The sequence below is a fragment of the Zeimonas arvi genome (assembly GCF_008039575.1).
In the GTDB taxonomy this organism is placed as follows: domain Bacteria; phylum Pseudomonadota; class Gammaproteobacteria; order Burkholderiales; family Burkholderiaceae_E; genus Zeimonas; species Zeimonas arvi.
In genome coordinates, this window is sequence record NZ_VDUY01000003.1 from 440,114 (window position 1) to 453,673 (window position 13,560).

The 13,560-nt window shown below is 71.1% G+C and carries 10 protein-coding genes and 1 pseudogene; 3 read left to right on the forward strand and 8 right to left on the reverse strand.

Annotated features, from left to right (window positions below):
- Positions 1 to 28: 28 nt before the first annotated feature.
- The 5 genes and pseudogenes from FHP08_RS09490 to FHP08_RS09510 all read right to left on the reverse strand — a co-directional run bounded on the left by FHP08_RS09490 (position 29) and on the right by FHP08_RS09510 (position 6,150).
- On the reverse strand, positions 29 to 244 hold the full coding sequence (locus FHP08_RS09490; protein ID WP_147704202.1) for a CsbD family protein: 216 nt from the start codon (positions 242 to 244) through the stop codon (positions 29 to 31).
- A 254-nt stretch (positions 245 to 498) separates the two neighbouring features.
- The gene (locus FHP08_RS09495) at positions 499 to 1,452 is read right to left on the reverse strand and encodes a DMT family transporter (RefSeq protein WP_225879085.1); all 954 of its coding nucleotides are present in this window, start codon (positions 1,450 to 1,452) and stop codon (positions 499 to 501) included.
- Between the two features lie 91 nt (positions 1,453 to 1,543).
- A complete protein-coding gene (locus FHP08_RS09500) occupies positions 1,544 to 2,074 on the reverse strand; it encodes a methylated-DNA--[protein]-cysteine S-methyltransferase (RefSeq protein ID WP_147704203.1) in 531 nt (176 codons plus the stop codon).
- Positions 2,071 to 2,526 (reverse strand): annotated as a pseudogene (locus FHP08_RS09505) (GNAT family N-acetyltransferase); the annotation flags it as partial. The pseudogene FHP08_RS09505 and the gene FHP08_RS09500, both read right to left, overlap by 4 nt.
- A 72-nt stretch (positions 2,527 to 2,598) precedes the next feature.
- On the reverse strand, positions 2,599 to 6,150 hold the full coding sequence (locus tag FHP08_RS09510) for a pyruvate carboxylase (RefSeq protein WP_147704205.1): 3,552 nt from the start codon (positions 6,148 to 6,150) through the stop codon (positions 2,599 to 2,601).
- A 159-nt stretch (positions 6,151 to 6,309) separates the two neighbouring features.
- On the opposite strand from FHP08_RS09510, the gene FHP08_RS09515 reads away from it, so the two are divergent.
- Both FHP08_RS09515 and FHP08_RS09520 read left to right on the forward strand, forming a co-directional pair.
- Positions 6,310 to 7,953 carry a S8 family serine peptidase gene (locus FHP08_RS09515; protein WP_147704206.1) on the forward strand — a complete coding sequence of 548 codons (1,644 nt, stop codon included), beginning with the start codon at positions 6,310 to 6,312 and terminating at the stop codon, positions 7,951 to 7,953.
- Positions 7,917 to 8,603 (forward strand): hypothetical protein, encoded by a 687-nt coding sequence (locus FHP08_RS09520; RefSeq protein WP_147704207.1) that lies wholly within the window; start codon positions 7,917 to 7,919, stop codon positions 8,601 to 8,603. Before FHP08_RS09515 ends, FHP08_RS09520 begins: the two co-directional genes overlap by 37 nt.
- Positions 8,604 to 8,655: 52 nt before the next feature.
- Here FHP08_RS09520 and FHP08_RS09525 read toward each other — a convergent pair whose 3' ends face one another.
- From FHP08_RS09525 to FHP08_RS18780, 3 genes are read right to left on the reverse strand one after another with little or no spacing between them, the layout of a single operon-like run.
- On the reverse strand, positions 8,656 to 9,651 hold the full coding sequence (locus FHP08_RS09525; protein ID WP_147704208.1) for a glutathione S-transferase family protein: 996 nt from the start codon (positions 9,649 to 9,651) through the stop codon (positions 8,656 to 8,658).
- Positions 9,648 to 10,328 carry a DUF4136 domain-containing protein gene (locus FHP08_RS09530; RefSeq protein WP_147704209.1) on the reverse strand — a complete coding sequence of 227 codons (681 nt, stop codon included), beginning with the start codon at positions 10,326 to 10,328 and terminating at the stop codon, positions 9,648 to 9,650. The genes FHP08_RS09525 and FHP08_RS09530 overlap by 4 nt, the downstream gene beginning before the upstream one ends.
- A 33-nt stretch (positions 10,329 to 10,361) precedes the next feature.
- Positions 10,362 to 10,763 carry a hypothetical protein gene (locus FHP08_RS18780; RefSeq protein WP_323808896.1) on the reverse strand — a complete coding sequence of 134 codons (402 nt, stop codon included), beginning with the start codon at positions 10,761 to 10,763 and terminating at the stop codon, positions 10,362 to 10,364.
- 17 nt (positions 10,764 to 10,780) lie between these two features.
- On the opposite strand from FHP08_RS18780, the gene pepN reads away from it, so the two are divergent.
- The gene (gene pepN / locus FHP08_RS09540) at positions 10,781 to 13,555 is read left to right on the forward strand and encodes an aminopeptidase N (protein WP_147704210.1); all 2,775 of its coding nucleotides are present in this window, start codon (positions 10,781 to 10,783) and stop codon (positions 13,553 to 13,555) included.
- Positions 13,556 to 13,560: the final 5 nt, after the last annotated feature.

Here is a 13,560-nt window from a genome sequence, read left to right on the forward strand (position 1 = left end):
GCGCCCATCGAAGTCGATTGAGGCCGGGTCAATGTCTCCGCGCCTTGTCGAAGCCCGTCTCGAATTCGCGGACCTGGCGCTCGGCCTCTTCCTGGCTGACGCCGTAGGCCTCCTGGATGCGTCCGAGCAGCTGATCGCGCTTGCCGGCGATGACATCGAGCTGGTCGTCGGTCAGGTCGCCCCACTGCTCCTTGATCTTTCCTTTCAGCTGCTGCCAGTTTCCTTCGATGATGTTCCAGTTCATGACGAGCTCCTTGTTCGATTGAGGAATGGCTGGACGTGCGATGCGCGGCGCGGCCGGGAGGCGGCGATGCGCTCGCACCGTACTCCGCGCAATCCGCGTGCCCGGGGCGGAGGTTCGACGACCGGCGGGACCGGACGCGACCCCGCGCGCCGCGCGCGACGACGGCCCCGATCCGACGGAAAGGATTACCGACCCCTGCCCTGATTTACCGACCGCGCTCGTGTGCCGGTACCACGAGGACTTCGCGCGGATGCTCAGGACGCTCGCGGACGCTCGAACCGGCGCAGCGGGGCGACGAGCCCGGTCGTCAGTGCGGTGCCCGCCAGGATCGTGACGGCGCCTGCGACCATGTTCGCCGTGATGGCCTCGTCGAGGAACAGGGCGCCCCACAGCATTCCGAAGACCGGCACGAGGAAGGTGACCGTGATCGCCCGCGCGGGCCCGACCCGGGCGAGCAACCTGAAGAACAGCACGTAGCCCAGCCCGGTGCTCAGCAGGCCGAGCAGCGCGACGCTGCCCCACGCGAGCGCGTCGGGCGCGCGCGCCGGCCAACTGAAGAAGGCGAAGGGGGCGAGCATCAGCGCGGCCGACACCTGGCTTCCCGCCGCGCTGGCGATCGGCCCGACCCCCTGCATGAATCGGCGCGCATAGTTGGCCGAGTAGCCGTAAGACAGCGTCGCCGCCAGCGTGGCGAGCACTGGCAGCGCGGCGCCGCCCGACCCGAACGAGAAGCGGTCGCCGACCAGCATGAAGACGCCGGCGAATCCCACGCCGAGCCCGAGCAGCCGCGAGGCGCCGAGTCGCTCGCCGAACCAGAAGAAGGCCACGAGCGCAGCCCAGAACGGTGCAGTCGCGTTCAGGACTGCACCCATTCCGGCGCTCAGGTGGACCAGCGCGTACCCGAACAGCACGAAAGGCACCGCGGAGTTGACCAGGCCCATGACCGCAATGTGCGGCGCGTGCGCTCGCAGCGCCCCCCACTGCCCGGCCAGCCACAGCACGGGCAGCAGGGAAAGCGCGCCGATGGTCGCGCGCATGGCCATCATCGGCACCGCGCCGAACTGCGGTCCGGCCACCCGTATGAACAGGAAGGAGCCGCCCCACAGGGCAGCGAGCAGGAACAGGTCGGCGAGATCCCTGCCTCGCATCGCCGAAGCGCCATGCGGGGATCCGTCCGCGGTGGCAGGCGATTCTTCCTGAGTGCTCATCATTCCTTCCGGCGCTCCGGCCAACGAGGGCCCGAAGCAGCGCACTCTACAGCCGGACCGACCTGCCGGAACCCCGGATCTTGCGACCCGATCAGAGCAGCGACGGCGGCAACGCGCCTTCGATGCCCAGAAGCGCGCGCTTGCGCGGCAAGCCGCCGCCGAAGCCCGTGAGCGAACCGTCGCTGCCCACGACCCGATGGCAGGGCACGACGATGGACACCGGGTTGCGCCCGATGGCGCCACCGACCGCCCGGACCGCCCGCGGCCGCCCGATTCGCGCGGCGACCTCGCCGTAGGTGCTCGTGGCGCCGTAGGGAATGGCGAGCAGGGCCTGCCAGACCTCTCGCTGGAACGCCGTCCCGACGAGTTCCAGCGGCAGGTCGAAGCGCCGGCGGCGCCCCCCGAAGTACGCCTGCAGTTGCTCGCTCGCCCGGTCGAGCACCGCCGCGTCCCCGGCGCGCACGCGCTCGTCCTCGTCAGACGCCTGGCCGAGGTCGGGCTCGTCCCACTGACCCTCGAAGTAGAGCCCGCTCAGGCGGCCACGCGCCGCGACCAGCAGCACCCGACCGAGCGGCGAGTCGACGCGGCGAAAGGAGGAGGAACCTGGGGCCGCCGGCTTCACAGCAGCTTGCGGTACTGGATGAAGCCCGGCCGGTCGGCGACCCGGTCGTAGAGCATCCGGCCGGCGTAATTGGTCTCCTGCGTGAGCCACCAGACCCGGCTCGCGCCCGCCTCGGCCGACTTCGCGTAAACCGCCTCGATCAGCGCCCGCCCCACGCCCTGCCCGCGCGACTCGGGCACGGTGAACAGGTCCTGCAGATAGCAATAGGGGCCGGCCGTCCAGCAGGACCGGTGCAGGACGTAGTGGACGATGCCGAGCAGGCGCGAATCGGCGGCGCCCGCCTCCGGGCCGGCAGCGAAGGCCCCCAGCACGAACATCGGCTCGGCCGGATCGTGAAACCGCGCCCAGGTCAGGTCAGTGACCTCGCGCGGGATCTCGACCCCGTAGAACGCCTGGTACCCCCGCCACAACGGCTCCCAGGCGGCCTTCTCATCCTCGCGAAGCGGCCGCACCACCCGACTCTCGTTCGTCATTCCCGTCTCCCTTTTTCACTTTCTCGCTTTTCCCTGTTCCCCTCCCGCCGGTCAGACCTCCACCAGCAGGTCGTGCGCCTCCACCGTCTCGCCAGGCTTCACGTGCACCGCCTTGACCGTGCCGTCGCGCTCGGCGCGGATCTGCGTCTCCATCTTCATTGCCTCGATGGAAACCAGCGGGTCGCCGGCGCGCACCTTCTGGCCGGCCTTGACCGCCACGGTCACGATCATGCCGGGCATCGGCGCCGGCACCTGCGCGGGATCGGCCGGGTCGGCCTGGCGGCGCCTGGCGGCGCGCACCGCGCCGGCTTTCTCGACCCGCAGCGTGCGCGGCTGGCCGTTGAGTTCGAAGAACACGCGCACCACGCCCTCTTCCTCGGCGGGGCCGGTGCCCTGCATCCGCACCACCAGCGTCTTGCCCGGATCGATGTCGATCGACACCTCCTCGCGCTCGCGCATGCCGTAGAAGAAGGTCTGCGTCGGCAGCACGCTCACGTCGCCGTAGTGCCGCCGGTGCTCGGCATACTCGCGGAACACCTTCGGGTACATCAGCCACGAGGCGAGATCGTCGTCGCCGACCTGGCGGCCCACCGCCCTGGCGGCCTCCTCGCGAATGGCCTCCAGGTTCGCCGCCGGCAGCCGGTCGCCGGGGCGATACGGGCGCGGCGGCTCGGCCAGGATCGGGTTCGGGCTGTCGCACTTGAGCACCTTGCGCGACAGCGCCGCCGGGAAGCCGTCGGGCGGAAAGCCCAGATCGCCCTTGAACAGCGACACCACGCTCTCGGGGAAGGCGATCTCGCGCGAAGGGTCGGCCACGTCGGCCGGCGCCAGGTCGTTGGCCACCATGAAGAGCGCCATGTCGCCCACCACCTTCGAGGTCGGCGTGACCTTGACGATGTCGCCGAACAGCCGGTTCACTTCGGCATAGGCCTTCGCGACCTCGGGCCAGCGGTGCTCCAGGCCCAGCGCGCGAGCCTGCTCGCGCAGGTTGGTGTACTGGCCTCCGGGCATCTCGTGCCGGTAGACGTCCGAGGTGCCGGCGCGGATGTCCGACTCGAAGGGTGCGTAGAGCCTGCGCACGCCTTCCCAGTAGTGCGAGATCGCCTGCATCGACTCGCGGTCCACGCCCGGATCGCGGTCGCCGCCCTCGAGCGCCGCCACGATCGCGCCCAGGTTGGGCTGCGAGGTGAGCCCGCTCATGGCATCCATCGCGCCGTCGACCGCGTCGGCCCCGGCCTCGATCGCAGCCAGCACCGAAGCCACCGAGGCGCCGCTGGTGTCATGCGTGTGGAAGTGCACCGGCAGGCCGGTTTCGGCCTTCAGCGCGGCGACGAGCTCGCGCGCCGCGCGCGGCCGGCACACGCCGGACATGTCCTTGATGCCCAGCACCTGCACGCCGGCGCGCTGCAGCTGCTTCGCGATGCCCAGGTAGTACATCAGGTCGTACTTCGAGCGCGAGCGGTCGAACAGGTCGCCGGTGTAGCAGATCGCGCCCTCGCAGAGCGCGCCGGCCTCGTTGACCGCGTCGATCGCCACCCGCATGTTCTCGACCCAGTTCAGCGAATCGAAGACGCGGAACAGGTCGACGCCGCCGGCCGCCGCGCGGCCGACGAACTGCCGGACCACGTTGTCCGGGTAGTTGGTGTAGCCCACCGCGTTGCTGCCCCGGAGCAGCATCTGGAACAGGATGTTCGGCACCGCCTCGCGCAGCCGGGCGAGGCGCTCCCAGGGGTCTTCCTTCAGGAAGCGCAGCGCCACGTCGAAGGTGGCCCCGCCCCAGCACTCGAGCGAGAAGAGCTGCGGCAGCATCCGCGCGTAGTAGGGCGCGATCCGCTCCATGTCGATCGTGCGCATCCGCGTGGCCAGCAGCGACTGGTGCGCGTCGCGCATCGTGGTGTCGGTCAGCAGCACGCGGCCGCTGTCCTTCATCCACTCGGCGAACCGCTGCGGGCCGAGCTCGCGGAGAAGGTCCCGGGTGCCGGGCGGCGGTTTCACCGTCAGGTCGATCGGCTCGCCCGGCCGGGCGATCGTGTTGGCCGCCTCGCGATGCGCGCTGGCCGGACCGGCCGGCCAGCGCCTGGGCAGCCCGACATGCGCATGCGACAGGTCGGGCTTCGCCCGCCCCTTCATGTCGGGATGGCCGTTCACGGTCACGTCGCCGATGTAGCGCAGCAGTCGGGTGGCCCGGTCGCGGCGCCTCGGGAAGCGGAAGAGCTCGGGCGTCTCGTCGATGAAGCGCGTGGTCACCGTGCCGGCGGCGAAGTCCGGGTGGTTGATCACGTTCTCGACGAACTGCAGGTTGGTCGCCACGCCGCGGATCCGGAACTCCCGCAGGCCGCGGTCCATCCGGCGGATCGCCTCCTGGGCGCTGGGCGCCCACGCGGTGACCTTGACCAGCAGCGAATCGTAGTAGGGGGTGATCACCGCGCCGGTGTAGGCGGTGCCGCCGTCGAGCCGCAGGCCGAAGCCGGCCGCGCTGCGATAGGCCGAGATCCGGCCGTAGTCCGGCGTGAAGTTGTTCTCCGGGTCCTCGGTGGTGACCCGGCACTGCAGCGCATGGCCGTTGAGCCGGATGGCCTCCTGCGCCGGCACCGGCCCGCCGGGCTCGCCGATCCGCGCGCCCTCGGTGATGCGCAGCTGCGCCTTGACGATGTCGATGCCGGTGACCTGCTCGGTGACCGTGTGCTCGACCTGGATGCGCGGGTTGACCTCGATGAACCAGAAATCGCCCGAGTCGGCATCCATCAGGAACTCGACGGTGCCGGCATGGGTGTAGCCCACCGCGCGGCCGAGCTTCAGCGCCGCCTCGCACAGCGCTGCGCGGCGCGCATCGTCCAGGTAGGGCGCGGGCGCCCGCTCGACCACCTTCTGGTTGCGCCGCTGCACCGAGCAGTCGCGCTCGAACAGGTGGACCAGGTTGCCGTGCCGGTCTCCGAGCAACTGAACCTCGACGTGGCGGGCCCGTCTGACCAGCTTCTCGAGGTAGACCTCGTCGTTGCCGAAGGCGGCCGCCGCCTCGCGGCGCGCCACCGGCAGCTGCGCCTCGAGCTCGGCATCGTCGTTGATGATCCGCATGCCGCGGCCGCCACCGCCCCAGCTCGCCTTCAACATGACCGGATAGCCGACCTCGGCGGCCATGCGCTTCGACTGCGCCAGGTCGGCGGCCTCGTCACCGGTCTTCGGCAAGGGCCCGGTGGCCGGCATGACCGGCACGCCGGCAGCCTGGGCGGCGTTGCGCGCGGCCACCTTGTTGCCCAGCGTGGTCATCACCTCGGGCGACGGCCCCACGAACAGGATGCCGGCCTTCTCGCAGGCGCGGGCGAAGTCGGGGTTCTCCGACAGGAAGCCGTAGCCCGGGTGGATCGCGTCGACGCGCGAGCGCTTGGCGATCCGGATCACGTCGTCGATGTCCAGATAGGCCTGCAGCGGCTTGAGCCCCTCGCCGACCTGGTAGCTCTCGTCGGCTTTGAAGCGATGCAGCGCGAAGCGATCCTCGTGCGAGAAGATCGCCACCGTGCGCATGCCCAGTTCGGCCGCGGCGCGCATGACGCGGATCGCGATTTCGGAACGGTTGGCGACGAGCAGGGAGTGGATGCGGGACATTGTGTGGGGAAGGGAGAAGGGGAAGAGGAAAACAGTAGCGGATTTGGCGGCGGCGCGACAAGTTACCGGTTTGCGGCCGGCCGGCTGCTGCGGTGCGGGCCGCGCCCGGTTAGCATGGCGATATCGCGGATTCGCCCCGTGCCTCGGGGTTCCTGATCGATGCCTGCCCGACGCACGCTCCGCCTGTCCAGCGCCCTTGCCTGCCTCGGGATGTCGGTGCTCGCCGCGTGCGGGGGGGGCGGCGGGGACAGCACGGCCGCCGACCCGCCGGCCGACTGCGATTACACCTACACGCTGACCGATTCGCCGCAGCTCGCGGGGCGCGATCAGCTTCTGGGCGACCAGTGGCACCTGGAGAACCTGGGCCAGAGCGGTGGCACGGTGGGCGAGGACATTCGCGCCAAGGCGGCCTGGACCGAGTTCAACGTACGGGGCGAGAGCATCCGGGTGGCGGTGGTCGACGACGCGGTGGAAACCGTCCATCACGACATCGCGCCCAACCTGGTTCCGGGCGCGGTCTGGGACTACCGCACGCAGTCCGCCACCGCGCCGCTGCCCTGCTACGCCGGCGACGACCACGGGACAGCGGTCACCGGGATCATCCTGGCGCGCAACGACAACGCCTTCCAGGGTGCCGGCGTGGCCCCGCGCGCGGGGCTGGCCGCCTACAACGCGCTGGCCACCAGCACCGACGCCGACATCGCCGACGCGCTGACCCGCGACCTGGGTCGCAACGCGATCTACAACAACAGCTGGGGATCGCCCGACAACGGGATGCTGAACCGGGCCGAGGCGTCCTTCGTGGCGGCGGTGCGCACTGGCGTCGAGAAGGGACGCTCCGGAAAGGGCTCGGTCTACGTGTTCCCGGGAGGCAACGGCGGCTGCTACCTGGTCGACGACAATCGCAATTGCGTTTACGACGAAAATTCGAACTACGACGGCTACGTGAACCAGTTCGGCGTGATCGCCGCCTGCGCGGTCGACGACAACGGCAAGGCGCCGCTCTACGCCGAACCGGGGGCCAACCTGCTGGTCTGCGGTCCCTCGGGCAACTCGCGCAGCGCGATCTCCACCACCGACGTGCTGAACGGCTTTCGCCGCGACTTCTCCGGCACCTCGGCGAGCACGCCGATGGTCTCCGGCGCGGCGGCGCTGGTGCTGTCGGCCCGCCCCGACCTGACCTGGCGCGACGTGCGGCTGATCCTCGCCTACAGCGCGCGGCGCAACGATCCGCTGCATCCGGAGTGGAGCCTCACCGGCGCCCGCCCATTCAACCCCTTCTATGGCTTCGGCGCCGCCGACGCGCAGGCGGCGGTCAGACTGGCCCAGGGTTGGAACTCGGTAGGCGGAAACGAGTCGATGATCGCCTGCCCGCCGGAAACCTCGCCGCCCTACACCCGCGGCGGCGGCGCGGCGCCCTTTCCGATCGCGATCCCCGATGCGCCCGCTGTCGGCGGGCCGCAGGTCCGCGAGGACGCGATCGCCGTCGGCGCCGAATGCGGGATCTCGAAGATCGAATTCGTCGAGATCGGTTTCAGCGCGACTCACCCGTTCAGCGGCGACCTGCGGGTCGACCTGATCAGCCCCTCGAGCCAGGTGAGCCGGCTCGCGGACGGACGCCTGTGCGATCCGGACGGCGATGGGACTGCCGACAACTGCGGCAACTACGACAACTGGCGCTTCGGCTCGGTGCGCCACCTCGACGAGGCGGTGCCCGGAACCTGGCGGATGCAGGTCTCCGATCGGCTGAGCCAGGACATCGGCCAGTGGGACGGCTGGACCCTGCGCTTCTGGGGGCGTTGATGAGCAAGCTTTCGAATGTGGCCGCCCTCTGCGTGATCGCATTCGCGGCCTTGGCCGCGCAGGCCGCCCCCGACGCTTCGAATGCCGCCGGCACCGCGCGTTCGCAAGCGGCCACCGCACCGGGGAAGCCCGGCGACCTGCCCTCGAGCCGCAGCCACGCCAAGGGCCGGTCCGGCGCGACCGCCGACGCCCTCGCGGTCCGGTGGCATGACGGCGAAAGAAGCCGCGAGTTCCGGATCGACCCCGCGAGGGTGGCCGACTTCCGGGCGACGCTGCCTGCCGGCAAGTTGGCCCCCGTGCGCGCCCGCAGCGATGCGGAGAAGGCCGCGCCCGGCCTGCCCGCCGGCGTCTCCCCCGTGTTCGTCGACCCCGACGCGGCTGGCCAGATTCGCGCGCTGCCCGGCGGCGTGATCGTGACGCTGAAACAGCCGCCCGCAGGCAACGATGCCGCCGCCCGCGAAGACCGGGCCCGCCGGCAGATTGCCGACGCGGGCATCGAGCCGCTGCGACCGATCGGCCCCGATGCGCGCCGCTGGCTCGTCGCATCCCCGCCCGGCATGCCCGCGCTGGAGCTCGCGAATCGCCTGCAGGAAAGCGGCGTCTTCGAATCGGCTTCGCCGAACTGGTGGAAGCCGCGGGCGCTGAAATAGCGTACCCGGCGCCCGAGCTGCGGCCCGGGCATACCGACTTCCCTCGAATCGGCTAGATCGCCGGGTCGCCCGCGCCGGGTTCGCTCGTCGCCCGGACGGCATCCGCCTGGCCGGCAAGGCGAATGTCGAACCCGTCGACAGGGAAATGCACCGTGAGCTCGCCCAGTTGCGGGTCCCGGCGCGCCAGCGACACCCGCTCGGAATCGGCCCCTGCGAGTACGCCCTCGACCGGATCGCTGCCCCAGTCGTCGGCCGCAACCCGGACTCGCTTGCCGATCCACCCCGAGAGTTCGGCCGCGCCGACAGGCGAAGCACCCGCGGCAATCGGCATCGCATCGCGAGCCGCCAGCAAGGCTTGCGCCGGCGTCGCTTCGACCCGCTCGCCATGTCCGATCGCGTCCAGTCGCTCCATCCATCCGACCAGGGCGGGCCTGCGCGCCCAGTCGATCCGGTCGGGCAGGTTCTCCCTCAGGTACCAGAGCGGGTGGCGAACGGCCAGGTCGGCCAGCCCGGGGGCGCGTCCGAGCAGCCAGGGCCGACCATCCCCGAGCAGCGCCTCCAGCCGGTCGAGCCTGCGCCGCAAGCGCGCGGCGACGGCCGGCAGTTGCGCGCGCATTGCGTCCGGATCCCAGCCATTGAAGCGACCGGCCGTGAAGCGGGCGCGATCCGCATGCAGCGCCTCGGGGAAGCGATTGCCCTGGGTGCCGAACACGAAGCCCAGGGCGTCGGCGAACAGGGCCCTGTCGGCCCACGATTCGAGCGCGTCGCCGAGACCGGCCGGACCGTCCGGATTCAAGCCGGGCTCAGGAAAGCGACGCTCCAGTTCGGCGAGGATGCAGCGGGTGTCGCAATAGACATCGGCGCCGATCTGCATGACCGGCGTGCGCCGATAGCCGCCCGTGAGCGGCTCCAGATCGGGCTTCGGCGCCCAGCGCGGCTGGATCACCGAGTGCCAGCGCAGCCCCTTCAGGCCGAACGCGAGCCGCACCTTCTCGGAGAACGGCGAACGGTCGTAGTGGTGAAAGTGGATGGCGGTCATGCGGCTCATCGCGCGGCGCCGGCCCCGTCCGCCGGCGACCCGACCGCCTCCCGCGGCACCTCGACCCGCCGCGTGACCCCCGACAAGCCCGGGAAGTCGGCAAACAAGGACCGCGCCAGGTAGGGCATCGCGCCGGCGATCGAGGGCGCGCCCCCGGAGGTGACCGCGGTGGCCTCGTAGACCTTGCGCCCGCCGGCGGCCAGGTCGCGGAAGTTCGCCGACAGCCGGTACTCGTACCAGGCGATGTCGCGCTCGACCGCGTAGCCGCCATAGCCCGGGAACGGTGCGGCGATCGACACCCCGCCGTGATGGCCCCAGGTGCCCCACCAGAACCAGGGCTGCACGTAATAGGGCTGCGTGTACTCGAGCCTCCGCTCGTGCCGCGGCCGCACCGCGGTCTCGAAGCGGAGCTCGAAACGCGGCGCCTGCGCCGCCTCGGTGAACCCGATCCGGGCCAGCTCGGCGCGCATCTGCTGCCGGTAGGTCGCGTGCTCGAGGCTGTCGAGCTGCGTCTCGGTGGCGGCGAAGCGGTAGGTGCGCGGCGCTTGCGCCGGCCACTCGTGGAAGACCGTCAGGTCGCTGGCGATCGGGGTGGCGCAGCCGGCCAGCAGCACGGCCATCGCCAGCAGGCCGAATCCCGCGACGCCGCGCAGGCGGACGCGGAAGGAGCGGAGGAAGATGGTCATGGTGTTGCTCCTGCCGGGCAAGGCCGGCCCCGCTCAGCGCGGGCTCTCGTAGAAGACGTAGCTGGTGGAATAGTCGCTGAATTCGAAGTAGACCTTCTTCTCGCCGGGATCGACCTCGCCGTTCAGGTTGGCGTCGAACACGCCATAGCCGAAGCGGTAGGGCCGCGGCGCGCCGTCCTGGGTCCCCTGGGCGGTCGAGACCTTGTCGATCTTCAGGAAGCGGCGCACCAGCTTGTCGCCGGCGTAGATCTCGAGCACCCCGTCGGTGCCGGTCCAGTTCTGGATGCCCCGCGAGAGCGTGTTCTGGGTTTCCTGGGTGCAGCCGGCGACAAGCAGCGCGAGCGCCGCCGCCAGCGTGGCCGAGACGGCCCTGCCTGGTCCACCGCCGGCGGCCGCCGGCGATCGCGCCCGACCCGAGCGCTTACAATCGTCCATCCTCGGAATCTCCTGCAATGCGAACCGAACAGCCCGTCACGATCCGCCGTCTCGACTATACCCCGCCGTCCTTCCTGGTCGACAGCGTGTCCCTCGCCTTCGACCTGCTGCCCGGCGGCACCCGGGTGGACGCCACGCTGGCGCTGCGCCGCAACCCGGTGGCCGACTCCGGCGCGCCGCTTTCGCTCGACGGCGAGGAGCTGACGCTCGAGGGCGTCTGGCTGGACGGCGAGCCGCTGGCCGTCGGACGGTACAGCCTGTCCGAAAGCGGGCTCGAGGTTCGCGACCTGCCCGAGACTTGCACGTTGCGGATCGTCACCCGCACCACGCCCGAGGCGAACACGACACTGTCGGGGCTCTACGTCTCCAACGGCAACTTCTTCACGCAGTGCGAAGCGGAAGGGTTCCGCCGCATCACTTTCTTCCCGGACCGGCCCGACGTGATGGCCCGCTACCGGGTCACGCTGCGCGCGCCGCGCGAGCGCTTCCCGGTGCTGCTGTCCAATGGCAATCTGATCGCGCGACGTGACTGCGAGGCCCCCGAATGGCTGGCCGCGGCGCACGATGGCGAAGCTCCCGGCGCCGGCCCTGCGACGCCGGAAGCCTGGCACGAAGCCGTCTGGGACGATCCCTTCCCCAAGCCCAGCTACCTGTTCGCGCTGGTGGCGGGCCGGCTGGTGGCCACCGAGGAGCGCCTTGCCACGATGTCCGGCCGCGAGGTGCTGCTGCAGGTCTGGGTGGAGCCCGGCAACGAGGACCGCACCGGTCACGCGATGCAGTCGCTGGTCCGCGCGATCCGCTGGGACGAATCCCGGTTCGGCCTGGAGCTCGACCTCGACCGCTTCATGATCGTGGCGGTGTCCGACTTCAACATGGGCGCGATGGAGAACAAGGGCCTGAACATCTTCAACACGAAGTACGTGTTCGCCCATCCGCGCATCGCCACCGACCAGGACTTCGCGGGCGTCGAATCCGTGGTCGGCCACGAGTACTTCCACAACTGGACCGGCAACCGGGTCACCTGCCGCGACTGGTTCCAGCTCACGCTGAAGGAAGGCCTGACCGTCTTCCGCGACCAGGAATTCTCGGCCGACGTGATGGCCGCGCAGGCGGCCACCCAGGCGGGCGCAGCCAGCGCCCGCGCGGTCAAGCGGATCGAGGACGTGCGGGTGCTGCGCGCCGCGCAGTTCCCCGAGGACGCGGGCCCGATGGCCCACCCGATCCGCCCGGACAGCTACCAGGAGATCAACAACTTCTACACGGTCACCGTGTACGAGAAGGGCGCCGAGGTCATCCGGATGCTGCAGACCCTGGTCGGCCGCGACGGATTCCGCAAGGGGATGGACCTCTACTTCGCCCGTCACGACGGCCAGGCGGTCACCTGCGACGACTTCGTCGCGGCGATCGCCGACGCCAATGGCGCCGACCTGTCGCAGTTCGGCCGCTGGTACTCGCAAGCCGGCACGCCGCGCGTGTCGATCGTCGGCAGCCACGACGCGCGGGCGCGCCGCTACCGGCTCGAAGTGCGGCAGGCCTGCCTGCCCTCGCCGGGGCAGCCGCTCAAGCAGCCCTTCCACATCCCGCTGGTCGTCGGCCTGGTGGGTCCGGACGGCCGCGATCTCCCTCTGAAGCCCGCCGCCGCGTGCGCCGGCAGCGTGCGCCGGATCGAGACCGCCGGTGGCCAGGTCAGCGCGGTGCTGGACCTCACCGAGGCCAGCCAGGTCTTCGAGTTCGAAGACGTGGCCGAGGCGCCGGTGCCGTCCCTGGCTCGGAACTTCTCGGCGCCCGTCGTCGTCGAGCACGCCTGCGACGACGCGCAGCTCGCCTTCCTGGCGGCGCACGACAGCGACCCGTTCAACCGCTGGGAGGCCGCGCAGCGGCTGGCCACCCGCTGCGTGCTCGCGGTGCTCGACGGCGCCGCGCCGGCCGGGCGCAGCGCGCCGCTGGTGGCGGCGATCGCCCGCGCGATCGACGACCCGCACCTCGACGCCGCCTTCCGCGAGCAGATCCTCGCGCTCCCCTCCGAGGGCTTCATCGCCGAGCAGCTCGAGGTCGTCGATCCGGTCGCGCTGCGCGCGGCGCGCGACGCAGTGCGGGGCGAGCTGGCCCGCGGACTGGCCGGCCGCTGGCGCGCGCTGGTCCACGACCTGGGCAGCGACGCGCCCTGGACGCCCGACGCCGCGACCGCCGGCGAACGCGCGCTGAAGAACGCCGCGCTGGCCTACTGGGTCGACAGCGGCGACGCCGACGCGGTGGCCACGGCGCAGCGGCAGTTCGCCCGGGCCGACAACATGACCGACCGCGTCGGCGCCCTGCAGGCGCTGCTGCGCGCCGGCGGCGAGCCGCGCGAACAGGCGCTGGCCGAGTTCGAGAAGATGTTCGCCGACGAACCGCTGGTCATGGACAAGTGGTTCTCGCTGCAGGCCGCGATGCACCGCCGCCCCGGCGACCCGCCGGTGCTCGAGCGGGTGCGCGCGCTGGCCGGTCACCCTGCCTTTTCGCTTCGCAACCCCAACCGGGTGCGCGCGCTCGTGGGCAGTTTCTGCCACGGCAACCTGGCCGAATTCCACGCCGCCGACGGCTCGGGCTATGCCTGGTGGGCCGAGCGCGTGCTGGAGCTCGACCCGCTCAACCCCCAGGTCGCCGCCCGGATGGCCCGCGCGCTCGATCGCTGGCGCAAGTTCGGGCCCGAGCGGCAGGCCGCGATGCGCGCCGCGCTCGAGCGGGTGGCGGCTGCCGAGCACCTTTCGCGCGACGTGCGCGAGATCGTGACGAAGGCGCTGGCGGCCTGAACACC

What these genes read in the sequence shown, in the direction of transcription:
- FHP08_RS09490 (WP_147704202.1), bottom strand. Translation starts at nt 244, where the DNA reads ATGAACTGGAACATCATCGAAGGAAACTGGCAGCAGCTGAAAGGAAAG.
- FHP08_RS09495 (WP_225879085.1), bottom strand. Translation starts at nt 1,452, where the DNA reads ATGAGCACTCAGGAAGAATCGCCTGCCACCGCGGACGGATCCCCGCAT.
- FHP08_RS09510 (WP_147704205.1), bottom strand. Translation starts at nt 6,150, where the DNA reads ATGTCCCGCATCCACTCCCTGCTCGTCGCCAACCGTTCCGAAATCGCG.
- FHP08_RS09515 (WP_147704206.1), top strand. Translation starts at nt 6,310, where the DNA reads ATGCCTGCCCGACGCACGCTCCGCCTGTCCAGCGCCCTTGCCTGCCTC.
- FHP08_RS09525 (WP_147704208.1), bottom strand. Translation starts at nt 9,651, where the DNA reads ATGAGCCGCATGACCGCCATCCACTTTCACCACTACGACCGTTCGCCG.
- FHP08_RS09530 (WP_147704209.1), bottom strand. Translation starts at nt 10,328, where the DNA reads ATGACCATCTTCCTCCGCTCCTTCCGCGTCCGCCTGCGCGGCGTCGCG.
- FHP08_RS18780 (WP_323808896.1), bottom strand. Translation starts at nt 10,763, where the DNA reads ATGGACGATTGTAAGCGCTCGGGTCGGGCGCGATCGCCGGCGGCCGCC.
- pepN (WP_147704210.1), top strand. Translation starts at nt 10,781, where the DNA reads ATGCGAACCGAACAGCCCGTCACGATCCGCCGTCTCGACTATACCCCG.